The organism is Jiangella endophytica, from assembly GCF_003427025.1.
Lineage (GTDB): Bacteria > Actinomycetota > Actinomycetes > Jiangellales > Jiangellaceae > Jiangella > Jiangella endophytica.
The window spans coordinates 190,961-213,424 of the sequence record NZ_QVAI01000009.1 but is presented as its reverse complement, the minus strand read 5'-3'; the positions used below and the strand labels follow the sequence as shown (position 1 = coordinate 213,424).

The window sequence follows — 22,464 nt, the reverse complement described above, 5'->3', positions numbered from 1 at the left end:
CAGCACCAGGGGCCGGCCCAACCATGGGCCCCGGCTTCCCTGCTCGCTGTTGGCACCGGCCCGCTGGCCGCTCACTGGTCGTGCGTGGTGTTCGGGCCACCGACTCCGCTGTGCTCCCGGCCCACTGGCCGCTCACCGGCCACGGATGGGTTCGGCGACCGACTCCGCTGTGGTCCCGGCCCGCTGGCCGCTCACCGGCCACGGATGGGTTCGGCGACCGACTCCGCTGTGGTCCCGGCCCGCTGGCCGCTCACCGGCCACGGATGGGTTCGGCGACCGACTCCGCTGTGCCCCTGGCCCGCTGGCCGCTCGCTCTTCCCAGACGGCACCGTCGGCGACCGACTCCGCGGCCAATCCCCGGCTCGCTGGCCGCTCTCGGCCATGGGCAGCGGTGACGGCGACCGACGCTCGTTGCGGACGTGGTGCATGCCCCGCCCGGTTAGGGAGGGTGCCCACCCTACGGGCGGGCACCGACAAGGTCCCGCCGCGCGGCGCACGGCCGACCGGCTGCGGCCCGCTTCCATGATCATCTAGGATCAGTGGCGTCAGAGGGCCACGGATCCTGGATGATCTTCCGCAGACGTCGGTCAGGTGGCGCGGGAGTAGTGGACGAACACGACGCCGTCGCCGAATGTGCGGCTCGACGTGACCTCGAGGTGTGAGGGCGCGAAGCCGGCGGCGCCGAAGAGCGGCCGGCCGGAGCCGACGGCGACCGGGTAGATCTTGATCGCCAGTTCGTCGATCTCGTCGCGCAATACGCCGGCGATCTCGCCGCCGCCGCAGAGCCAGATGCGCTCCCCCGGTTCCCGCTTCAGTTCGCGCACCCGCGCGACGGGGTCGCTCGCCACGACCTCGACGCCGGGGGCGGCGTCCGCGGCGAGGGTCCGGGAGAACACCAGGTGCTGATGTACCTCGCGCTGAGCTGGCTGATCATCGAGAATCTCACCCTGCCCGGTGTCCTGGACGGCTACGACGCCGACCGGCTGATCGCCGCGCTCACCGACCTGGTGACAGCTCGCTGAGCAGGGTCCGCAGCGGGCCGAGGCCGACCGGCCCCAGCCGCAGCGCGTCGGCGTGGAACCGGCGTCGGTCCGATGCCGACGATGCCCGGGCCTCGCGCCACAGCCGGGCACCGACGCGGAACGCGAGCGCCTGCCCCGGCCAGCCGAGGTATCGGTCGACCTCGAACGCGGCCTTCTGCGGGTGCAGTCGCCCGACGTCAACCAGCAGGCGGGCGCCCAGCTCCGGCGTCCACCGTTCCGCATCGACGAGCCCGTTGCCACGCGGGATCGGCAGGTCCAGGTGCAGCCCCAGATCGACGACGACGCGGACGGCGCGCCAGAGCTGCGCGAAGATCATCCCGAGCCGCTCCCCCGGCGTCCGCACCAGCCCCAGCTCGTCGGCCAGTTCCTCACCGTAGTGGGCCCAGCCCTCGGCGTAGCCGTGCACGTGGCACAGCGACCGCTGCCACGGGTGCAGGTCGTCGAGCCCCAGCGTGATCGCGTGCTGCAGATGGTGACCGGGGACGCCCTCGTGGTGCAGCGTCGACACCTCGCGCCAGACGTGCGCGCGTGTGACACCGTCGGGCAGCGTCCACCACACCCGCCCGGGCCGGGTCAGTCCCGGGTCGGCCGTCACGTAATACATGACGCCCGACGCGGACGGCGTGACGCGGCACTCCACGCGGCGGGTGCGGTCCGGGACATCGAAGTGGGTCCCGACGACGGCGTCCATGGCCTCGTCGACGCGCCGCTGCAGCCACGCCTCCAGGGCGGGCACGCCGTCGATGACGCCGGACGGGTCGGCGTCCAGCGCCCGCACCGCGTCGTCGACATCACCGGACGGGACGACCTCGGCGGCGACGGCGCGTGCCCGCGCCGTGAGCGCAGCCAGCTCGGTCCAGCCCCAGGCGTAGGTCTCGTCGACGTCGATGCGCGCGCCCAGGAACGCCGCCGACGTCACCTCGTACAGCTCGCGGCCGACGCCGTCGCGGGTCCCGGCCCGCGGCAGCAGCTCGTCGCGCAGGAACGCCGCGAACGCCGCCGTCGCCGCGGTCGCGTCGCTGGCCAGCCGGTCCAGCGACGGCGACCCCGCCGGCGCCACCAGCGTGGGATAGGACCGGTCCGCGACCCAGCCGTCGCACTGCGCGGCGACGGCCAGCACCTGCCGCTGGGCGACCACGTGCCCGCGGTCCGCCGACGCCGTCAGCGTCGCCGCGTACTCCCGCAGCGCCACCGGGACCCGGCCCAGCTCGCGGCCGATCGCCGTCCAGTCGTCCGGGGTCCGCGCGGGCAGGCCGTCGAACGTCTGCCGCACCCAGTGCACCGGCGTCGACAGCGGCGCCAGCAGCGCCGTCGTGAAGCCCACCTCGTACAGGGCGATGTCGCTGGCCAGCCGCTCGGCCAGCGCCTCGCGCAGCACCCGCTCACGGAACCCGGACGGCTCCGCCGCGGCCAGCCGGGCCGCCGCGTCCGCCGTCACAGCGTGCCGCCCGGCGAACGCGTCGGGCGAGAGCTGCTCGAGCAGGGACGACGGGGTGCGGCCCAGCGCCTGCGCGGCGTACGGATCGAATTCGGCGAGGTCGCGGAGGTAGTCGTCGGCCACCTGGGTCACGTCGTTCGCGGGCACACCGGCAGGCTACCGGCCCGGCATGTCAGGGTAGAGCCATGAAGACGCTGCCCGTCGACGACGAGTACCTGCGCGACGTGCTGCTCGAGCTGCTGCGCACGCCGAGCCCGTCCGGCCGCACCGACGCCGTCATGCAGGTCGTCGGCGACCGGCTGACCGAACTGGGCGTGCGCATCCGGCTGACCCGGCGCGGCGTGCTGCGGGCCACGCTGCCCGGCGAGGGCGCGGTCGGCGGCGCGAGCCGGGCGGTCGTCGTGCATGCCGACACGATCGGCTGCATGGTGAAGCGGCTCAAGGAGAACGGCCGCATCGAGGTGGTCCCGGTCGGCACGCACAGCGCCCGGTTCGCTGAGGGCGCGCACGTGACGGTCTTCACCGACGACCTCAGCAACCTGCACACCGGCACGGTGCTGCCGCTGCTGTCCAGCGGGCACAACTACGGCGACGCCGTCGACACCCAGGGCGTCGGCTGGCACCAGGTCGAGGTGCGGCTGGACGAGCCGGTCGAGACCCGCCAGGACCTGCTCGACCTCGGGATCTCGGTCGGCGACTTCGTAGCGCTCGACGCCGCGCCGCAGATCACCCCGAACGGGTACGTGAAGGCGCGGCACCTGGACGACAAAGCCGGCGTCGCGGCCTGCCTGGCCGCCGTCAAGGCGCTGCTCGACGACGGCCGTACCCGCCCGGTCACCGCTCACCTGCTGGTGACCATCGGCGAAGAGGTGGGCATGGGCGCCACCCACGGTCTCGACGAGTACGTGGCCGAGCTGGTCGCCGTCGACAACGCGGTCGTCAGCGAGGGGCAGGAGTCGCGCGAGGACACCGTCAACATCGGCATGCTCGACTCCACCGGCCCGTTCGACTACCACCTGACCCGGCGGCTCATCGGGCTGTGCGAGAGCAACGATCTGCCGTTCCGCCGCGACGTGTACCGCTTCTACCGGTCCGACGCCGCTCCGGCCATCGAGTCGGGGCTGGAGTGCCGCACGGCGCTGATCGGCTTCGGCGTCGACTCCAGCCACGGGCACGAGCGGACCCACCTCGAGGGCATCCGGCGCACGGCCGAGCTGCTGACGGCCTACCTCACCAGCCCGCTGACGTTCAGCGAGTGGGACGACCGCCCGACCGGCGCGCTGGCCGACTTCCCCAGCCACAGCGTCCAGCCGGCCGAGCCGGAGCCCGACCGCTACCCCGGCCGGCACTAGGAGACCACGCCATGGGTGAGTTGCACGTCAACATGAACGTCACGCTCGACGGCGTGATCCAGGCCAACGGCGGCCCCACCGAGCAGGACGCGGGCTTCGAGTACGCCGGCTGGGAGCGTCCGTACGGCGACACGGAGTCCGGCGACCGCGTGGTCGCGGACGTGCAGAAGTCCGACGCGCTGCTGCTGGGCCGCACGACGTACGACATCTTCCGCGCCTACTGGCCGGGCCGGTCCGACGAGATCGGGCGGGCCTTCGACCGGGTCCCGAAGTACGTCGCGTCCCGCGGCACGCCGGAGCTGTCCTGGGCGGTGAGCACCCAGCTCACCGACGTGGGCGCCGAGGTTCGCGACCTGCGCGAACGGCATGAGCAGATCCACACGTGGGGCAGCGCGAACCTGGTGCAGACCCTGTTCCGGGAGGCCCTGGTCGACCAGGTGAACCTGTGGACGTATCCCGTCGTGCTCGGACAGGGCAAGAAGCTCTTCCCCGACGGCACGGCGCCCACCCGGTTCGAGCCGGCCGAGCCGCCGACGTCGTTCCCCGGCGGGGTGACGCTGCTGCGCTACCGGCGCCTCGACGGCCCGCCGGAGACGACGGGTTAGAGCGCCGTCAGCTCTCCTTGGGCTCGGCGGCCCGCGCCTTCACCGTCGCCGCGTAGACGTCGACGTACTCCTGGCCGGACAGCTCCATCAGCGCGTACATGATCTCGTCGGTGACCGAGCGCAGCACGTGGCGGTCGGTCTCCATGCCGTAGTAGCGGCTGAAGTCCAGCGGCGCGCCGAACTTGATGCCGGGCCGCATGCGCTTGGGGATGATGCGCCCGGCCGGCTGCATCTCCGCCGTCCCGATCATCGCCACCGGGACGACGGGGACGCGCGCCTCCAGCGCCATGCGGGCGACGCCGGTCTTGCCGCGGTACAGCCGGCCGTCGGGTGAGCGGGTGCCCTCGGGGTAGATGCCCAGCAGTTCGCCGCTCTCGAGGATCTGTACGGCCGTGCGCAGTGCCGCCTCGCTCGCCCGTCCGCCGGAGCGATCGACCGGCACATTTCCCGTCCCGCCGAAGAAGACGCGTTTCAACCAACCTTTGACACCGCGTTCGGTGAAATAGTCGCTCTTGGCGAGGAAACTGACCTTACGGTCGAGAACGAGCGGCATGAAGAAGGAGTCGATGACGGTGAGGTGGTTGCCCGCGAGGATCGCGCCGCCCTTGACGGGGACGTGCTCGACGCCCTCGGCCCAGGGCCGATAGATCAACCGCAGGATCGGCCCGAGGAAGACGCTCTTCATCAGCCAATAGAACACGTCGGAACACTACCGCCAAAGCGCGCCGCCGGCGCAGCGGACGACGGGCCTCGCCCGCGCGGACGGATCGGGCGCATGCGACGATGCTGGTGCGAGTGCCGGCGCGGAAAGTGAGGGGACGCGATGCTCTCTGAGGGCGAGGCGGTCGACTCGATCGAGCCGTACCGGCACGACGGCGGCCCGGTCGGGGTGCTGCTGTGCCACGGCTTCACCGGATCGCCGGCTTCGCTGCGCCCCTGGGCCGAGCAGCTGGCCGGCCACGGCTACAGCGTCGAGCTGCCGCGGCTTCCCGGGCACGGCACCACGTGGCAGGACCTCAACGTCACCGGCTGGCCCGACTGGTATCGCCGGGTCGAGCGGTCGCTGCTCGACCTCGCCGAGCGCTGCCACCAGGTCGTCGTCGCCGGCCTGTCCATGGGTGGCTGCCTGGCGCTGCGGCTGGCCCAGGAGCACGGCCCGCTGGTGCAGGGCCTGGTACTGGTCAACCCGGTCGTCACCAGCGCCGACAAGCGCCTGCTGGCGCTGCCCATGCTGCGGCTGCTGCGCCCGTCGGTGGCCGGGCTGTCCGGCGACATCGCCATGCCCGGGCAGGACGAGCGGGCCTACGACCGCACGCCGTTGCAGGCCCTGTGGTCGCAGACGAAGCTGTGGCAGCTGGTCCGCCGCGACCTCGCCATGATCACCCAGCCGCTGCTGCTCTACCGCAGCGCCGACGACCACGTCGTCGACGACACCAGCGCACCGGTCATCCTCTCCGGCGTCTCCTCCACCGACGTCGCCGAGGTCGTCCTGCGGCGCAGCTACCACGTCGCGACCCTCGACTACGACGCACCGGAAATCTTCTCCGGCGCCGCGGCGTTCGTCGAACGTGTGACCACGAAGAGGAACCGGGGCCTGCCGCGATGAGCCGAGACGACGACCAGACGTGGGCCGAGCTGATCGACTCGTTCCACGCCTCCCCCTCCACCGGCGATCAGCCCTGGCCCGCGGCCGAGGAGCTCGGCCCGGAGGACCGCCTCGAGGAGCCCCGGCCCGACGACTTCCGCGACGCCTCGGTGACGCTCGGCCCGCTGGCCGAACGAGGCCCCGGCGGCCCCGACCCGGCCGCCGCGGCGCCCGGCCCTGGCATCGACGACGCAGCCGCCGACGAGGCGGCCAACCACTTCGTCCCGCCGCCTCCGGCCCCCATCCCCCGCGGCGACCGCGTCCAGCGGCTGGCCTGGGCCGCGGTCATCGCCCCGCCGATCGCGCTGATCATCGTGGCGATCATGTCCTGGCGCCCGTCCGACGAGATCGTCTTCTTCGCCGTCGTCGCCTTCATCGCCGGCTTCGTCACCCTGGTCGCCCGCATGCGCGGTCACCACCCCAACGACCCCGACGACGGCGCCGTCATCTGAGCGCCGTCCCGGGCCGATCGCCGGTCAGGCCGGGCGCGGCAGCGTCAGCTCCGCCACCACCGGGAAGTGGTCACTGGCCGCGCGGACGTCGGGGGTGTCGACGACACGGTAGGACGTGACGTCGGCGCCGCGGACGAAGATGCCGTCGACGCGCCGCCGCGGGTCCGCCACCGAGTACGTCGGCATCGGGTCGGACGCGCCGGCGTCGGTGTACTGCGACGCCAGCCGGGTCCACGTCGGCGCGGTCGGCGGCTCGTTGAGGTCGCCGCCCAGCACCGTCGCCGGCGTTCCCAGGCGGTTGACCAGGCCGGTGAGGTCGGTCAGATGCCGGGCCCGTTCCCCGGCGTCCAGGCCGAGGTGCAGCGAGCCGGCGCCGAACGCGACGCCGTCCTTCTCCAGACGGGCCAGCACCAGCCCGCGCCTGGTCAGCCCGGGCGTGCGCCGCAGCCGGTGCTCCTGCACCTCGCGCAGGTCGACCCGGATCGCCGTGAACAGCGCCGTCCCGCCGGTCGAGCCGCCGCCGGCGGCGTACAGCAGGTCGGCCCGCCGGGCGAACGACGCCGCCCGGCCCCGCCACAGCACGATCTTCGGCAGCTCCTGGACGAACACGACGTCCGGGTCGAGGTCGCGCAGCACCCGGGCGACGGCGGCGCCGTCGTCGCGCAGTCCGCGGACGTTGTAGCTGACGACCCGGATCGTGACGGCCGGTTGCGAGGCCGTCACACCCGGACGAGGTCGGCCGCGCCGATGACACCGGCGTCGTTGCCCAGCGTCGCCACCCGCACCTCCGGCTCGGGCCGGTGACCGGCGCCGGTGGTGTGCTTGCGCAGCGCCTCCTCGGCTGGGCGGATGAGCAGGTCGCCGGCCGCGGACACGCCGCCGCCGATGACGAACGCCGCGGGGTCGAACACCGCCGTGAACGAGCCCATCGCCTCGCCCAGCCAGCGCCCGACCTCGGCGATGAGCACGATGGCCAGCTCGTCGCCCTCGTTGGCCAGCTCGGTGACCATGGGGCCGGTGATGCGCTGCGGGTCGCCGCCGGCCAGGCCGAGCAGCCGCTCGGCCGACGGCAGGCTGGCCGCCTCGCGCGCCTCGCGCACGAGGGCGGTGCCGCTGGCGTACGCCTCGAGACACCCGCGCAGCCCGCAGCCGCACAGGTGACCGTCGGGCACCACGCGCATGTGACCGAGTTCGGCCGCGACGCCGTGCGCGCCGCGGTAGATCTGGCCGTCGAGCACCACGCCGCCGCCGACGCCGGTGCCGATGGTCAGCAGGATCATGTCGTCGACGTCCTCGGCGGCGCCGAACCGGAACTCGCCCCAGGCGGCGGCGTTGGCGTCGTTCTCGACGACGGTGGGCAGGCCGGTGGCCTGGGCGACCTGGTCGCGCACCGGGACGTCGCGCCAGGCGAGGTTCGGGGCGAACAGCACGCGCGACCGGGCGGAGTCGATGAACCCGGCCGACCCGACGCCGACGGCGTCGACGTCGTGCTGGGCGGCCAGTTCCTTGGTGACCTCGATGATCGTCTCGACGATCGCCGCGGGGTCGTGCGACGGCGTCTCGCGCCGCGCCCGTGCCTCGATGACGCCCTTCTCGTCCACGACGCCGGCCGCGATCTTGGTGCCGCCGACGTCGACCCCGATGGTGAGGCTCACTCGTTCACTCCGTCCTCGACGCGCTTCTTCAGCTCTTTCAGAGCCGTGTCGATGATGACCTTCTCCGCCTTGCGCTTCATCAGCCCGAGCATCGGGATCGAGACGTCGACCGTCAGCTGGTACGTCACCTCGGTGCTCGAGTCGTCGACGGCCGCCAGCGCGTACGAGCCGTCCAGCTCCCTGATCAGCCCGCCCTCGACCAGCGTCCACCGGACCTCGTCGTCGCCGTCCCACTCGTAGGAGAGCGTGTAGCGGTCCTTGATCGGGCCGGCGTCGAGGACGAACCGTGCTTCCTTCGGACGCCCGGCGCCTGTTCGATCTCCGGCCTCACCGGAGGTGAGTGGTTCGGCCGGGTAAACCGTCAGCACCTCGACCTCGCGGACCGAGGCGGTCCATTCCGGGTACGCCTCGAGGTCGGCGATCACGGCCATGATCGCGGCCGGGGTCGCGGCGACGACGATGCTCGACGTGGTCTGCGAAGCCATGTGTGAAAGTGTCCCATCAGCCGGACGGCGGAGATCGCAGACTATCGAGCCGGAGGCAGCCTCGGCACGCCGGCCGGTCGTCCGTGTTCGAGCCGGTCCTTCAGCTCGTGGATCCGGGTCTTGAACGCGACGGCGTAGCGGCGGGCCAGCAGGTCCGGACGGGCCCGCGGCGACGCCGGGTCGGCGCGCAGGAACCAGTGGACGAGGACGCCGTCGCCCCACCGCTCGAGCCACAGCTCCGCGCTGCCGTTCAGCTCGCCGGTGATGGTCCAGCGCACGCCCTCGAGGCCGCGGTCCTGGTGGACGGCGAGCGTCAGCCGCGGCCACCACACGCGCCAGAGCGCCGGTTCGCGGACGTACGCCGCCAGCTCGGCCCGCTCGGCCACCACGAACGTGTCGTCCATGAGATCGATCGCCGAGACCATCTCCGCAGCCTACGGACGTGATGGACGTCATGTCACAATCCGCGGCCCGCGCCAGTCCTAGGTACAGGAGCGATCGCGAGGAGTGCGGCATGCCCGACCTGACGAAACACCGGATGGTCACCGCGGTGGTCGGCCTGGCCGACCGGCACGGCCGGCCGGCCCGGATCCGAGGACCACGGCGATGGACGGACCTGTTCGTCCCGCTGGCCGTCGTCAGCTTCCTGCTGGTGCTGGTGTCCGGTGTCCTGCTGGCGTTCTGGTTCGAGCCGTCGATGCGGCCGGTCGTGTACACCGGCGACTACGCGCCGCTGCGTGGCGTGCCGATGTCCGAGGCGTACGCGTCGACGGTGCGCATCTCGCTGGAGGTGCCGGGCGGGCTGCTGGTCCGCCAGGTGCACCACTGGGCGTCGCTGGTGTTCATCGCGGCGCTGTCGGCATACCTGCTGCGGACGTTCCTCGCCGGCGCGTTCCGCGGCTACCGGCGGATGATCTGGCTGATCCTGCTGGCGCTCCTGGTGCTGAGCATCGCCGAGGCCTACCTGGGCCACTCGCTGCCCGACGACCTGCAGTCCGGCACCGGGCTGCGGGTCACGGAGGGGTACCTGCTGGCCACGCCGGTGGCCGGGACCTGGCTGTCGTGGCTGGTGTTCGGCAACGAGTTCCCGGGCGACCAGATCATCGGCCGGTTGAACACGATCCACGTCTGGGTGCTGCCGGCCCTCATCATCGGGCTGGGCGCGGTCGTGGCGCTGCTCGTGTACCGGCGGTGGCGCGCTTCGTCCGGGGTGGACGGCGACCCGCCGCGCAGGTACGCCGTGCGGATGGGCGGGCTGGCCCTGCTGATCTCCGGCGGCATCGTCGCGATGGCGGCGGCCGTCCAGGTCAACCCGGTCTGGCTGTGGGGCCCCTTCGACGCCGCGCAGGCGCCGGCCGGCAGCCGGCCGCCGTGGTACCTCGGGTTCCTCGACGGAGCGGTGCGGCTGATGCCGCCGTGGGAGGTCGGCGTGTTCGGCCACACGCTGACGCTGAGCGTCGTCATCCCGGTCATGGTGCTGCCGGGCGTGCTGCTGGGGACGCTCGCGCTGTACCCGTGGTTCGAGCAGTGGGCCACCGGCGACCGCCGCGACCCCGACGTGCTCGACCGGCCCCGCGACCTGCCGGTACGCACGGGGCTGGTGGCGGCGTTCGTCGCGTTCTACCTGGTGCTGTGGCTCGCCGGCGCCAGCGACGTCCTCGCCACGCTGCTGCACATCCCGCTCGACCCGCTGGTCCGGTTCCTGCAGGCCGCCGTCGTCGTCGCGCCACCGCTGGCGTTCTGGGCGGCGAAGCGGATCTGCCTGGGCCTGCGGCTGCGCGACCTGGAGGAGCTTCGGCACGGGCACGCGACCGGGATCGTCGTCGTCAGCGCCGAGGGCGGGTTCAGCGAGCTGCACCGGCCGCTGACGGCGCGGGAGGCCCAGCGACGGGCGCCGCGCGAGGCGCTGGTGCCCGCCGGGGCCGGCGCGGCGGCCGACCCGGCGGCCGACCCGGGCGGCATCCCGAACCCGCGCTACCGCGCGGACCGGCGCCGCGCGGTCGCCGCACGCTTCTACTTCGCCGATCTCCCCGGCAACCGAGCAGTCTCCGGCGACGTCCAAGTGAAGGAGCATGGTTGACTCGTCCTCCGGAGGTGCGCTCATGTCCCTGCCCCGCGTGGTCACCGCGGTGCTCGCCGGTGCGTTGCTCGTCGCCGGCTGCGGCTCCACCTCGGCCCGGGACGACGGCGGCAGTGACAGCTTGGTGGTCGGCTCCGACGCGGTCACCGAGACGCCCACGCCCGACCCGGGACCAGCGCCGCGCATCGACGTCGTCGCCGATCTCGCGCCGGCCGACGCCGGCACCGTCGGCGCGTCGGTCAACCAGTTCGGCTTCGACCTGCTCGGCCGCCTGAACGACGGCACCGAGAACACCGTCACCTCCCCCGTCTCCGTCGCCTCGCTGCTGGCCATGGTGCTGGCCGGAGCCGGCGGGCAGACGGCCGAGGCCATGGCCGCCACGCTGCATCTCGACGACCCCCGCGACGTCCGGGTCGGTCAGCTGCTTCAACAGCTGGCCGACACCTCCGACGTCACGCTGGCACCGGCCAACGCGCTGTGGGCGCAGCAGGGCGTGCCGTTCGAGGACGACTACCTGTCGTTCGTGCGCGACTCCTTCGGCGCGACCGTCGACGAGGCCGACCTCGGCGCCCAGTCGACCGCCGACGAGATCGACGCCTGGGTGCGCGAGCACACCGAAGACCGCATCGACGGCATCGCCGGCGACCTCGGCCTGCCCGACCCGTCGGCGGCGATGGTGCTGGTCAACGCGGTGTACTTCCTCGGCACCTGGACCACGCAGTTCGATCCGGCCGACACCCAGGCGCAGGAGTTCACGCTGCCCGACGGCGGCAGCGCCGACGTGCCGCTGATGTTCCTGCGCGGACAGACGCTGCCGTTCGTCCAGCGCGACGGCTACTCCATGCTGCGCCTCCCCTACGGCGCCGACGGGCGGTTCGGCATGGAGATCCTGCTCCCCGACGACGCGGCCGGGCTGCCGCGGCTGCTGTCGTCGCTCGACGCCTCCGAATGGGCCGCCGCCGTCGCCGCCCTGACGCCGCAGGAGCTGCAGACCGTCGCGGTGCCGAAGTTCGAGCTGCAGTGGGACGCCGACCTCGGCGACGCGCTGACGGCGCTCGGCATGGGCCCGGCCTTCCAGGACGCCGACTTCCGGCCGATGTCGGCGTACCCGCAGACGCTCGACTCCGTCGTGCACAAGACCTACATCCGGGTCGACGAGGCCGGCACCGAGGCCGCGGCCGTCACCGGCGGGGTCACCCGCAGCTCGGCCGGCGAGAATTTCCGCGTCGACCGGCCGTTCGCGTTCACCATCTCCGACAGCCAGACGGGCACCATCGTCTTCCTCGGAGCGGTCACCGACCCGCGCGGCTGAGCCGCACGCACCTACGGGGCCCCGACATGGCGTAGACGCGGTTGATCGCCGGCGTGCTGGCCGGTGGGCTGCTGGCGGCCTGCGGGACGGCTCAGGCGCCCGGCCCTCGTCCCGGCGACGGCGCCGCGGCCGCGGCCCGGATGGAGCTGGTGGCCGACCTCGCGCCGGCCGACGCCGGTGCCGTCGGGGCGTCGGTCAACCAGTTCGGCTTCGATCTGCTGGGCCGGCTGAGCGACGGCACCGAGAACACCGTCACGTCGCCGGTGGCCGCGCTGCTGGCCATCGTGCTGGCCGGGGCCGGCGGGCAGACGGCGGACGAACTGGCCGCGGTACTGCACCTCGACGACGCCCGCGACGTCCGCGTCGGCGCGCTGCTGCGCGAGCTGGCCGGCGCCACCGTCGACGACGCCGACCTCGCGTCGCAGGAGACCGCCGACGAGATCGACGCCTGGGTGCGCGACCAGACCGAGGACCGCATCACCGGCATCGCCGAGGACCTCGGGCTGCCCAGCGGCGACGCCGTCCTGGTGCTCCTGAACGCGGTCTACTTCCTCGGCACCTGGACCACGCCGTTCGACCCCGACGACACCCGCGACGGCGCCTTCCGGCTGTCCGACGGCCCGTCCGCCGTGGTCCCCTTCATGCACCGCACCGAGGTCTCACTCCCGCTCGTCCAGCGCGACGGCTACCAGTTGCTGCGACTCCCGTACGGCGAGGACGAGCGCTACGCCATGGACGTGCTGCTCCCCGACGACGACGTGCCGCTGCCGCAACTGCTCGCATCGCTCGACGCCACCGAGTGGGCCGCGGCCGTCGCCGCACTGCAGCCGCAGAAGATCGGCGAGCTGGCGCTGCCGCGGTTCGAACTGGTGTGGAAGGCGGAGCTGAACGACGCCCTCACCGCCCTCGGCATGGGCAGCGCGTTCGGCCCGGGCGGCGATTTCACGCCGATGTCGCCGGAGAACCCGTTCCTCGGTCCGGTCGTGCAGAAGACCTACCTCCGAGTCGACGAGGCCGGCACCGAGGCGGCCCCCGTCACCGGCGGCATGATGCCGACCTCCGCGGGTCTCGGGTTCCGTGTGGACCGGCCGTTCGCGTTCGCCATCTCCGACACGCGGACGGGTACGATCCTCTTCCCCGGCACCGTCGCCGACCCCCGCGGCTGAGCCGGTGATGTCCGTTTCGACGGCGCAATGGCACCGCCCGAATCGGGCCTATAACCTACTTCCGGTCACCGCGCGACTCGAAGCGAGAACGGCGTCACAGCGTCACAGTGAGTTTCGGAGCCGTCACTGCCAGTAACGAACCGTGCTGTGGGGCAGATCACGTTTCCATGATCCAGTTGATGTCTCGAAGTACGGGCACATGCCGCGATTCGGAACTCGCGGATCGAAGTTTTACGGCAAACTGCCGCCTGTGAGTGTGTGGGCCCCCGATTCAGTCCAGCGGCATTGGCATGGCGTGGCAGTCGCGCGGCCCGGCATGCTGGCGCTCGTCATCGCCCTGACCGGGTCGGCCCGCAGCGTCGTCACCGACTGGTGGTGGCTGGGCGCGCTGGCCCTCGTCGCGCTGGCGGCAGCCATCTCCGAGCGCATCCTCCCCCGCACCCGCGTACGGGTGGCCGCGGAGATGGCGTTGGCGTCGATCATCGTCGGGCTCGGGCTGCCCGAGGCGTACCTCGCGCTCCCGTACCTGCTGGTGCCCGCGTTCGCCGCCGGCCTCGCCGGCAGCATCATGGGCACCGCCATCACCACACTCACCGGCGCGATCGGCCTGGCCATCGGCAACGTCCTCGCGGGCGGCAACCTGATCGAGCTGCCCACGTTCGGCAGCGTCTCCGTCTGGGTCGTCATCATCTTCGCCACCGGCGCCATCGGTGCGTGGGTGCTGCGGCTCGACAGCATCCAGATCGCCGACGGCGGCCGTTACGCCGCCGCGTACCGGCTGCTGTCCGAACTGCGGGTGGTGTCGCGCCGGCTCTCCGTCGGCCTCGACCCCGGCACGCTCGCCGAAGGCCTGCTCGACAACGTCGCGGGGCCGCTCGCCGTACGCCGGGCCGCGCTGCTGGTGCGGCGCGAGGGCGGCAACCTGTTCCCGCTCGCCCACCGCGGCGAGGACGACGGCTGGCTGCTCGGCGCCGAGCGCGATCCCGTCGTCCTGGAGGCGTGGAGCAGCGAGACACCGGCCTGGACCCCGAACGGGCGGCGCGGCTACCGCGTCGTGCTGCCGCTGCGGGTCGGGTCGCGGACGATGGGCGTCATCGTCGCCGACGTGCCCGACCAGGTCTCGTCCGACGAGCTGCAGGTGCTCGTCAGCTCCACCGACGAGGGCGCGCTGCGGCTGGAGACCGCGCTGCTCTTCGACGAGGTACGCGAGCTGGCCACCCGCGAGGAGCGGCGCCGGCTGGCCCGGGAGATCCACGACGGCATCGCCCAGGAGCTGACCTCGCTCGGCTACCTCGTCGACGACCTCATCGCACGCACCACCGACGCCGACGCGAAGTCGTTGTCGACCACCCTGCGGCAGGAACTCACGCGCATCCTGTCCAACCTGCGGCACTCGATCTTCGACCTGCGCAGCGACCTCGACCACGACGGCGGCCTCGGCACGTCGTTGTCGGCCTACGCCCGCCAGGTGGGCGCCCAGGCCGGGCTCAAGGTCCACCTCGTGCACCAGGAGGAGCACGACCGCCTGCGCCCCGAGGTCGAGGCCGAGCTGCTGCGCATCGGCCAGGAGGCCATCACCAACGTGCGCAAGCACGCGAAGGCGAAGAACCTGTGGGTCACTGTGTCCGTCAGCCCGCCCAATGCGCAGATTCGCGTCGTCGATGACGGCATGGGCATGCGGGAGCAGCCACGGGGCCGCTACGGTCTGGAGATCATGGCCGAGCGTGCCCGGCGAGTGGGCGCCACACTCGTCATCGAAGACAGGCCCGAGAGCGGTACGGTCGTCGACGTATCCCTCGGCAACGTTGTTCATGGAGAGGGGTAACACCGTGCCCATGTCGGTCATGCTCGTGGACGACCACGAGCTCATCCGCCAAGGTCTGCGCCGCGCCTTCGAGCGAGACGCGGGATTCACCGTGGTCGGCGAGGCCGCCACCGTCGCCGAGGCGCACAAGCTGGCCGAGGCGACCCAACCCACGGTGGCGGTCATCGACATCCGGCTTCCCGATGGCAGCGGCCTGGAGCTGGCGCAGAAGCTCAGGGAGACCCGCGGCGACATCGGCCTGGTCATCCTCACCATGTATGCCGGCGACGACCACCTGTTCGGCGCACTCGACGCCGGCGCGTCGGCGTTCGTGCCGAAGAGCTCCCCCAGCGACGACGTCGTCGCCGCCGCCCGCCATGCCGCCGCCACCCCGTCCGCGTTCGTCGCCGACGGCCTGGCCGAGGCCATGCAGCGCCGCCTGCACCCCACCGGGCCGCAGCTGACTCGGCGCGAGCGCGAGGTGCTCGACCTGCTCGCCGACGGTCTCGGCGTGTCGAGCATCGCCCGCAAGCTGTACATCAGCGAATCGACCACGAAGACCCACGTCTCGAAGCTCTACGACAAGCTGAACGCGTCCAACCGGGCCCAGGCGATCATGGCCGCGGTACGAGCTGGGCTGTTGAGCAATGGCGAAGAGGCGCAACCGGGGTAATGTGACACGCGGACGCGCCGCCGTGACATCGGGCCGGTTCCTGTGACACTGCGTGACGCGCCGTCACCGACTGTGACGCACATCCCCCGTTCGGTCGATACGTAAGTAGACGCTCGCTCCATCGACCCCGAAGTCATCTGACCTCATCCTTGATGTAGGCCGGTGTTCGACCTGCCGGTATGAGGTTGAGAAGTCCGGGGGTGATCGACCATGCGTGACGCACTACAGCAACGGAGTTCTCTGCGCATCGAGAGCGCTCTGATGCGGCTGGCCGTGTTCGCAGTGATCCTGGCTGGCACGTGGTTCATCAGCTGGCAGTTGGCACACGCCATCAGCGTCGGCTGACGTCGCACCGATCAGCGGTTGCACCGCGAGAGCAACCGGTGGAGCGAGCGCCCGTGACAATGGCGTCACGGGCGGCTCGTCCGGTCTCGTCACCGGATGGAAAGAAATGAGCCGGACGCCCTGAGGCGTCCGGCTCTCGTGCTGTCTGGCGTGGGGTCAGCCCGGCCGGGTGGCGCCGGCGAACGGCATGAGGTCGACGTCGTCGACGCTCACGACGTCACCCGGGTGGGTGGCGTGCACGATCTGGCCGTCGCCGATGTAGATGCCGACGTGGCTGATGGGGCTGTAGTAGAAGACGAGGTCGCCGGGCTCGAGCTGGCTCTTCGAGACGCGGGTGCCGACGCCGATCTGGGAGCCGGACGAGCGCGGCAGGCTGACTCCGGCCTCGGCCCAGGCGGCGGACGTGAGACCCGAGCAGTCCCAGCCGTCCGGCCCGTTGCCGCCCCAGACGTACGGGTCGCCGCGCTGCGCCATCGCGAACTCGACCACGACACCCGCCCGGCCGGACACCGGCGGCGGGTCGGAGGGAGTCTCCTCTTCCTCTTCGCCCTCGTCGTCCTCGCCGCGATCGGGGATCTCGGCGTTCTCCTCGCGGTCCTCTTCGAGCTGCTCGAGCTCCTCGGCCTCCAACTGGTCGAGGATGTCCTGGGCGTCGTCGAGCAGCTTCTCGACGTTCGCCTTCTCCGACTCGAGCGTGGCCTCGATGGCCTGCTGGCGGGTCAGCTCCTCGTCGGCCATGAGCCGCGCCGCCTCGTAGCTGCGACTGACGTCGGCGGCGCTGGCCAGACTGTCGGCCTGCTGCCCGGCGAACGCGTTCATGACCGAGGCCTGCGCGAGGAAGTCCTCGGGGCTCTCGGCCAGCAGCGTCTGCAACGTCGGGTCGATGATGCCGCCGGACCGGTACGTGGCCGCGGCATAGGCGCCGATCTGCGCCCTGACGGCGTCGACGGCGCTCTGCTGCCGCTCGACCGACGCCTGCGCCCGCTCGATGCGGCGCTGTACCTCGGTGAGCTCGTCGGTGGCGGCGTTGTACCGCTCCGTCGCCTGCTCCGCCTGGTGATACAGGGCGTCGACCTGTTCCCTGACCTCGGGGATCGTCAGCTTCGGATCGGCGCTGCTCTGGGTGATGAGGGTCATTCCTCCGGTGACGCTGACAGCAGCGGTGCACAGCGCGACAAGCGCACGGCGCGGACGGCGGGGGTGACCACCTGGCTCAGGCACTCTGGTCCTTCCTTCGGGGCTGGATACAGGCACCTGGGCCGGGAGCCTAGCCAGCCTCACGCGCCTCCCGCAAATCCCTCGCGGGGGTTTCGGCCGTTTTTCTCGCGCCGGCGTCACTCTCTGTCACGACGAGCCGAAGCGGCGGCACCAGACCGGCCTCGGCGAGCACTCCCAGCGCCTGGCGCTCCTCGCCACCCAGCTCGGTGTCGATGGGCCCCAGGAGCACCGAGACCACGCAGTCAGAACACGCCAGTCCCCGCATCTCGCAGCGATCGCAGTCGATGTGCATGACCGTCCCTCCCTCTCACGCCTTCCGCGGCGAGCTCTCCTCCCCGCTGATCAAGACGGTAAGGGCAGGGTCCGACAAGGTCTCGATGCGACAGGAGTTGACCCTGGCGACAGGAGTGATTGGTGTGACGGTGGGCCGGGCTCTCGGGTGTTCGGGTGTTCGGGTGTTCGGGTGTTCGGGTGTTCGGGTGTTCGGTGGGCCGGGCTCTCGTTGGGTTGGGTCTGCAGCGTTGGCCTGCCCCCTGCTGCTCTCCATGGTCGGGAGCGCGGGAGGCCGCCTCAAGCGGACTCCGTTGGGCGCTTCGCGCGGCGACGACCGCTTGACCCGACCACCCGCGCCCCCGTTCCAGCAGCATCAGGGGCCGGCCCAACCATGGGCCCCGGCTTCCCTGCTCGCTGTTGGCACCGACCCGCTGGCCGCTCACTGGTCGTGCGTGGTGTTCGGGCCACCGACTCCGCTGTGGTCCCGGCCCGCTGGCCGCTCACCGGCCACGGATGGGTTCGGCGACCGGCTCCGCTGTAGTCCCGGCCCGCTGGCCGCTCACCGGCCACGGATGGGCTCGGCGACCGGCTCCGCTGTGGTCCCAGCCCGCTGGCCGCAGCCGACTTCACTGGTCGACGGCCATCGACGGAAAGCGCTCGCCCGCTCTCCGTCCCATGATCATCCAGGATCCAGCCACCTATAGTGCGTCAGATCCTGGATGATCATGGAAGAGTCGGCCGTCGAGCGCTCCTCACCAGGCGCGCTCACGTGGGTAGCGCGGCCGAACGCCGCACCCGAGCCCGCCGCCCGCACCCGAGCCCGCCGCCCGCCGCCCGCCGCCCGCCGCCCCAGCCAACGGACGGCGCGCCGACGGAGCGGTCGGCCACATCACGCACATCAGCGGCGAGCGAACCCGTCGCCAGGACGGGTGAAGGACCAGCGGACGGGGGAAGAGCCATCCGAAAGCCCGCGCCGCTCCCCCGGCCCACGGTCAGCGAACGGCGAACCGGCTCACTGTCGGAGCAGCCCGACCAACGCCACCGCCTCGACGCTGCGCACACCGGGCCGGCGGACACCGTCGGCCACCTCGCGGTCCGAGGAGACCACGACCACCGGACGGCCCTGGGGCTCGGCCCGCACCATGCGCCGGATGAGCTCGTCCGCCGTCTGCCCCGTCGGGCTGAACCGGACCCGGATCCCGGAGCCCGCGACCGGCGGCGGCACCGTCACGTCGGCACCGTCGAAGACGAGGGTGACCTCGGCGCCCGTCCGGGCCGCCACCGCGGCCAGTCCCTGCGCGAGCCGCGACCGCTGGGCGTCCAGCGGCATGGTCGGCCAGGCGGTCTTGGTGACGTTGTAGCCGTCGACGATCAGGTGGACCCGGGGCAGCGACAACAGCTCGTCCAGATAGCCGGGCTCGTCAGCTGCCCGGGCCCGCCCGACCGCGCCGCCGTCGAGCGGGCCGCCGGGGACGGCCGCCTCGACGGTGTCGGCGGGCGAGAGGGTCGAGGCGGGGAGGGCGAGTTCGCGGCGGAGCCCGGCGGCGGCCTCGCCGAGCGTGTCGAGCAGCAACGCCAGCCGCGCGGTGCCGAGGCCGCGTTCGGCCCGGCCGCTGCGGCGTGCGGCCTCCAGCGCGGCCTCCGCGTCCGCCAGCCGGGTCCGCAGCCGGCGCGCCTCGGTCTCGGCAGCGCGCAGGGCGGCGCGGGTGTCGGACAGGTCGCGCCCGGCCTCCTCCTGCTCGTCCTGCTCCTGCTGCCGCGCCTCGCTCAGCCGCTCCCGGGTCTCCTGGACACGCCGCCGCAGCATGGTGTTCTCGGCCTTGAGACGGTCGATCTCGGCGCGCATCGTCGTGCGCATCTCCCGTGTGGACGCGCGGGCGGCCTCGAGTTGCTCGCGCAGCCGCTCGGCGGCGGCCGCCTCGCGGGCAAGGCGGGCCGTGTCGTCGCCCTGACGCACGGAGGCGGCGGCGGTCTCGACCAGGCCCTCCCAGCCGTCCGGCCGCAGGAGGTAGGCGAGGACGGCGACGTCGACGGGGTCGGCCGCGACCGGTGGGGTCCCCGACTCCAGGGCCTTCGCGAGCGCGGGATCGCCGGCGGACGCGGCGTCCAGGACGCGGCGCCGGAACCCCGGCTCGGTGTCGAGTGCCGACGCGATGGCGCTGGCGCCGAGGCGGGCGCGCTTGGCGCCCGCGAACTTCGCGATCGGCCGCAGCACACCCGGGACGTCGCCCGCGGGCAGCGCGCCCAGCACGTCCGACGCCAGGGCGACCAGCCGCGCCCGTACCGCGTCGGGCAGCGTGCTCACGCGGAGTCTGGGCGCGCGACGAGCTCGACCGTTCCCTCACCGCCGCACCAGCGGCAGACCACCCGCTCGACGGACTCCGCCAGGACGTCCGTCTCCTCGACCTTCGGCTCACCGGCGAGGTCGACGTGGACGAACTCGCGCACGCGGCTGGACCGCACGACGTCGAACCGGGTCAGGTTGCCGCACTGCGCGCAGCGCCACCGAGTGGTCTCGGACGGCTGGGGAACGGGCATGGGCTGCTCCTCGGCGTCGGTTCGTGGGACGTCTTCCCGCCCAGCGTAGGCCGTCCGACGGCGGGTCGTGCCCAGAGATTGTCAGTGCCGGTGCCTACTGTGCGGATCAGGTGGCCGAGCGACCGAGAGGGGTGGGACATGACGGCCGTGGCCATCCAGGGCACGTTCGACGAGATCGGCATGCCGCTGGCCTCGACCACGTTCGTGGTGGTCGACCTCGAGACCACCGGCGGCGCGCCCGATGGCAACGAGATCACCGAGATCGGGGCGGTGAAGGTCCGCGGGGGCGAGGTCATCGGCGAGTTCGACACACTGGTGCGCCCCGCGTCGGCCATCCCGCCGTTCATCGCCGTGCTGACGGGCATCACCGACGTCATGGTGGCGGGCTCGCCGCGCATCCAGTCGGTGCTGCCGGCGTTCCTCGAGTTCGCCCGCGGCAGTGTCATCGTCGCCCACAATGCGCCGTTCGACGTCGGGTTCCTGAAGGCCGCGTGCCAGGTCACCAGCACCCACTGGCCGACGTTCCAGGTGCTCGACACCGCGCGGCTGGCCCGCCGGGTCCTGTCGCGCGACGAAGCCCGCGACTGCAAGCTGTCCACGCTGGCCCGGCTGTTCCGGGCGTCCACCACGCCCAACCACCGGGCACTGGCCGACGCCCGGGCGACGGTCGACGTGTTGCACGGGCTGCTCGAGCGGCTCGGCAACGTCGGCGTGCACACCGTCGAGGAGCTCGCGCTCTGGCAGAGCAAGGTCACGGCGGCGCAGCGGCAGAAACGCCACCTGTCCGAGCAGCTGCCGCACGCCCCCGGCGTCTACATGTTCACCGCGCCCGACGGCGAGACGCTCTACGTCGGCAAGAGCAAGGACATGCGCACCCGGGTGCGCACCTATTTCACGGCGTCCGAGACCCGCCCGCGCATGACCGAGATGGTCTCCATCGCCACCGGCGTCACCGGCATCCAGTGCGCCACGCCGCTGGAGGCCGAGGTCCGCGAGCTGCGGCTCATCGCCGAGCGCAAGCCCCGTTACAACCGGCGGTCGCGGTTCCCCGAGCGCGGCAGCTGGCTGAAGCTGACCATCGAGGCGTTCCCCCGGCTCTCACTGGTCCGGCAGGTCCGCGACGACGGCTCGGCCTACCTCGGGCCGTTCGGGTCGCGGCGCATCGCCGAGGCCGCCATGACGGCCATCCATGAGGCGGTCCCCATCCGCCAGTGCACGCAGCGGCTGTCCGCGTCGCCGTCCTCGTCGGCGTGCATCCTGGCCGACATGGGCCGCTGCGGCGCGCCGTGCACCGGCGCCGAGTCGGCGGCGGAGTACGCGGTCCACGTCGACCAGGTGCGGCACGCGTTCACCGGCGACCCCGGGCCGCTGGTGCGCCGGCTGCTCGAGCGCATCACGTCGCTGGCCGGCCATGAGCGCTACGAGGAGGCCGCCGTCCGGCGCGACCGTCTGGCCACGCTGGTGCGGTCGCTCGTGCGGTCGCAGCGCATGGCGTCGCTGGCGTCGGTGCCGCAACTGGTGGCGGCGCGACGCCGCGAGGTGGGCGGGTGGGAGCTGCACGTCGTCCGGTACGGCCGGCTCGCCGGCGCCGAGGTCACCCCGCCCGGCATCGACCCACGACCGGCGGTCGAGGCCCTCGTCGCCACGGCCGAGACGGTGCGCCCGGCGCCCGAGCCACTACCCGCGGCCACCGCCGAAGAGACCGAGTGCGTGCTGCGCTGGCTCGAGACGCCCGGCACGCGCCTGGTCCGCGTCGACGGCGTCTGGACGCTCCCGTGGCCCAGCGCGGCCGGCTACACCGCCGTCGCCGACGCCCGCGACGACGACCAGCGCGCGGCCCGTCCGTTCGCCGACCGCCGCCCCCTGCGCCCGCTGCGCTGAGGGGTGTCCGACGGGTAATGTCGGCGCCGAACCGGTACACCTCGAGGAGACATCACGTGATCACCGCCATCGTGTTCATCCAGGCCGACGTCGCGCGCATCCCGGAGGTCGCGACCGAGATCGCCGCCCTCGACGGTGTCAGCGAGGTCTACTCGGTCACCGGCGAGATCGACCTCGTCGCGCTGGTCCGGGTCCGCACCCACGAGGCCATCGCCGAGGTCGTCGCCGACCGCCTCAACAAGGTCAACGGTGTGCTCAACACCGAGACGCACATCGCGTTCCGCACCTACTCCAAGCACGACCTCGAGGCCGCGTTCGCCCTCGGCGCCGACGACTGACGCTCGACCCGCCCGATCCACCCGACCCGCCCGCGGCATCGATGGCGGCCGGCCGTCACCCAGCGCGATGCCGGCGGGGTATGCGCCGCTCGTTCAGAACGAAGCCGCCGTACGGGCGGGCGCCAACAGGACCTGGCTCACCGCCGCCGGGGGCACCCGCC

At 72.5% G+C, this 22,464-nt stretch carries 24 protein-coding genes; 13 read left to right on the top strand and 11 right to left on the bottom strand.

The annotated features are described in order from the left end of the window. Positions 1-587: 587 nt before the first annotated feature. Positions 588-896: a dihydrofolate reductase family protein gene (locus DZA62_RS36935; RefSeq protein ID WP_232827535.1), complete on the bottom strand. Its 309-nt coding sequence runs from the start codon at positions 894-896 to the stop codon at positions 588-590. Positions 897-899: 3 nt separating this feature from the next. On the opposite strand from DZA62_RS36935, the gene DZA62_RS37270 reads away from it, so the two are divergent. Next, positions 900-1,022 carry a hypothetical protein gene (locus DZA62_RS37270; protein ID WP_269813904.1) on the top strand — a complete coding sequence of 41 codons (123 nt, stop codon included), beginning with the start codon at positions 900-902 and terminating at the stop codon, positions 1,020-1,022. Here DZA62_RS37270 and DZA62_RS36930 read toward each other — a convergent pair. Beyond that, positions 997-2,628, bottom strand: coding sequence for a DUF885 domain-containing protein (locus DZA62_RS36930; protein WP_116950521.1), 1,632 nt, complete (start codon positions 2,626-2,628; stop codon positions 997-999). The two genes, DZA62_RS37270 and DZA62_RS36930, sit on opposite strands and share 26 nt — an antisense overlap. A gap of 38 nt (positions 2,629-2,666) precedes the next feature. On the opposite strand from DZA62_RS36930, the gene DZA62_RS19205 reads away from it, so the two are divergent. Continuing rightward, complete coding sequence (locus DZA62_RS19205) at positions 2,667-3,833, top strand: osmoprotectant NAGGN system M42 family peptidase (protein WP_116950520.1); 1,167 nt, start codon at positions 2,667-2,669, stop codon at positions 3,831-3,833. A gap of 11 nt (positions 3,834-3,844) precedes the next feature. Then, the gene (locus DZA62_RS19200; protein ID WP_116950519.1) at positions 3,845-4,438 is read left to right on the top strand and encodes a dihydrofolate reductase family protein; all 594 of its coding nucleotides are present in this window, start codon (positions 3,845-3,847) and stop codon (positions 4,436-4,438) included. A gap of 7 nt (positions 4,439-4,445) precedes the next feature. Here DZA62_RS19200 and DZA62_RS19195 read toward each other — a convergent pair whose 3' ends face one another. Next, the gene (locus DZA62_RS19195) at positions 4,446-5,138 is read right to left on the bottom strand and encodes a lysophospholipid acyltransferase family protein (protein ID WP_116950518.1); all 693 of its coding nucleotides are present in this window, start codon (positions 5,136-5,138) and stop codon (positions 4,446-4,448) included. A gap of 123 nt (positions 5,139-5,261) precedes the next feature. On the opposite strand from DZA62_RS19195, the gene DZA62_RS19190 reads away from it, so the two are divergent. Together DZA62_RS19190 and DZA62_RS19185 are read left to right on the top strand one after the other, a co-directional pair. Beyond that, complete coding sequence (locus DZA62_RS19190; protein WP_116950517.1) at positions 5,262-6,044, top strand: alpha/beta hydrolase; 783 nt, start codon at positions 5,262-5,264, stop codon at positions 6,042-6,044. Next, positions 6,041-6,535, top strand: a complete 495-nt coding sequence (locus DZA62_RS19185) for a hypothetical protein (protein WP_116950516.1) — start codon at positions 6,041-6,043, stop codon at positions 6,533-6,535. Before DZA62_RS19190 ends, DZA62_RS19185 begins: the two co-directional genes overlap by 4 nt. 24 nt (positions 6,536-6,559) lie before the next feature. On the opposite strand, the gene DZA62_RS19180 is transcribed toward DZA62_RS19185, so the two are convergent. The 4 genes from DZA62_RS19180 to DZA62_RS19165 are packed head-to-tail and all read right to left on the bottom strand — an operon-like array spanning position 6,560 to position 9,100. After that, the gene (locus DZA62_RS19180) at positions 6,560-7,258 is read right to left on the bottom strand and encodes an endonuclease/exonuclease/phosphatase family protein (protein ID WP_116950515.1); all 699 of its coding nucleotides are present in this window, start codon (positions 7,256-7,258) and stop codon (positions 6,560-6,562) included. Further along, the gene (locus tag DZA62_RS19175) at positions 7,255-8,190 is read right to left on the bottom strand and encodes an ROK family glucokinase (RefSeq protein WP_116950514.1); all 936 of its coding nucleotides are present in this window, start codon (positions 8,188-8,190) and stop codon (positions 7,255-7,257) included. The genes DZA62_RS19180 and DZA62_RS19175 overlap by 4 nt, the downstream gene beginning before the upstream one ends. Beyond that, positions 8,187-8,675: an SRPBCC family protein gene (locus DZA62_RS19170; RefSeq protein ID WP_116950513.1), complete on the bottom strand. Its 489-nt coding sequence runs from the start codon at positions 8,673-8,675 to the stop codon at positions 8,187-8,189. The genes DZA62_RS19175 and DZA62_RS19170 overlap by 4 nt, the downstream gene beginning before the upstream one ends. A 41-nt stretch (positions 8,676-8,716) precedes the next feature. Continuing rightward, on the bottom strand, positions 8,717-9,100 hold the full coding sequence (locus tag DZA62_RS19165) for a polyketide cyclase / dehydrase and lipid transport (protein ID WP_116950512.1): 384 nt from the start codon (positions 9,098-9,100) through the stop codon (positions 8,717-8,719). 89 nt (positions 9,101-9,189) lie between these two features. Here DZA62_RS19165 and DZA62_RS19160 point away from each other — a divergent pair, with 89 nt between their 5' ends. The 6 genes from DZA62_RS19160 (at position 9,190) to DZA62_RS37265 (ending at position 16,055) form a co-directional block, all read left to right on the top strand. Then, a complete protein-coding gene (locus tag DZA62_RS19160; RefSeq protein ID WP_157987768.1) occupies positions 9,190-10,755 on the top strand; it encodes a cytochrome b in 1,566 nt (521 codons plus the stop codon). A gap of 22 nt (positions 10,756-10,777) precedes the next feature. After that, positions 10,778-12,067, top strand: coding sequence for a serpin family protein (locus tag DZA62_RS19155; protein WP_157987767.1), 1,290 nt, complete (start codon positions 10,778-10,780; stop codon positions 12,065-12,067). Between the two features lie 41 nt (positions 12,068-12,108). Beyond that, the gene (locus DZA62_RS19150) at positions 12,109-13,233 is read left to right on the top strand and encodes a serpin family protein (RefSeq protein ID WP_116950509.1); all 1,125 of its coding nucleotides are present in this window, start codon (positions 12,109-12,111) and stop codon (positions 13,231-13,233) included. 295 nt (positions 13,234-13,528) lie between these two features. Beyond that, a complete protein-coding gene (locus tag DZA62_RS19145) occupies positions 13,529-15,058 on the top strand; it encodes a GAF domain-containing sensor histidine kinase (RefSeq protein ID WP_116950508.1) in 1,530 nt (509 codons plus the stop codon). 10 nt (positions 15,059-15,068) lie between these two features. Next, on the top strand, positions 15,069-15,710 hold the full coding sequence (locus tag DZA62_RS19140) for a response regulator transcription factor (RefSeq protein WP_198663956.1): 642 nt from the start codon (positions 15,069-15,071) through the stop codon (positions 15,708-15,710). A 210-nt stretch (positions 15,711-15,920) separates the two neighbouring features. Continuing rightward, on the top strand, positions 15,921-16,055 hold the full coding sequence (locus tag DZA62_RS37265; protein ID WP_269813903.1) for a hypothetical protein: 135 nt from the start codon (positions 15,921-15,923) through the stop codon (positions 16,053-16,055). A 156-nt stretch (positions 16,056-16,211) separates the two neighbouring features. Here the strand turns inward: DZA62_RS37265 and DZA62_RS19135 are convergent, their stop codons facing one another. The 4 genes from DZA62_RS19135 to DZA62_RS19120 form a co-directional block, all read right to left on the bottom strand. Further along, positions 16,212-17,192 (bottom strand): C40 family peptidase, encoded by a 981-nt coding sequence (locus tag DZA62_RS19135; RefSeq protein WP_116950506.1) that lies wholly within the window; start codon positions 17,190-17,192, stop codon positions 16,212-16,214. A 130-nt stretch (positions 17,193-17,322) separates the two neighbouring features. Beyond that, positions 17,323-17,565, bottom strand: a complete 243-nt coding sequence (locus DZA62_RS19130; RefSeq protein ID WP_116950505.1) for a hypothetical protein — start codon at positions 17,563-17,565, stop codon at positions 17,323-17,325. Between the two features lie 993 nt (positions 17,566-18,558). Then, on the bottom strand, positions 18,559-19,851 hold the full coding sequence (locus tag DZA62_RS19125; protein ID WP_116950504.1) for an NYN domain-containing protein: 1,293 nt from the start codon (positions 19,849-19,851) through the stop codon (positions 18,559-18,561). Beyond that, positions 19,848-20,084, bottom strand: coding sequence for a hypothetical protein (locus tag DZA62_RS19120; RefSeq protein WP_116950503.1), 237 nt, complete (start codon positions 20,082-20,084; stop codon positions 19,848-19,850). Before DZA62_RS19120 ends, DZA62_RS19125 begins: the two co-directional genes overlap by 4 nt. Positions 20,085-20,222: 138 nt before the next feature. Between DZA62_RS19120 and DZA62_RS19115 the strand changes: the two genes are divergently transcribed. Together DZA62_RS19115 and DZA62_RS19110 are read left to right on the top strand one after the other, a co-directional pair. Then, a complete protein-coding gene (locus DZA62_RS19115) occupies positions 20,223-21,965 on the top strand; it encodes a DEDD exonuclease domain-containing protein (RefSeq protein ID WP_116950502.1) in 1,743 nt (580 codons plus the stop codon). A 56-nt stretch (positions 21,966-22,021) separates the two neighbouring features. After that, complete coding sequence (locus tag DZA62_RS19110) at positions 22,022-22,303, top strand: Lrp/AsnC family transcriptional regulator (RefSeq protein WP_116950501.1); 282 nt, start codon at positions 22,022-22,024, stop codon at positions 22,301-22,303. Positions 22,304-22,464: the final 161 nt, after the last annotated feature.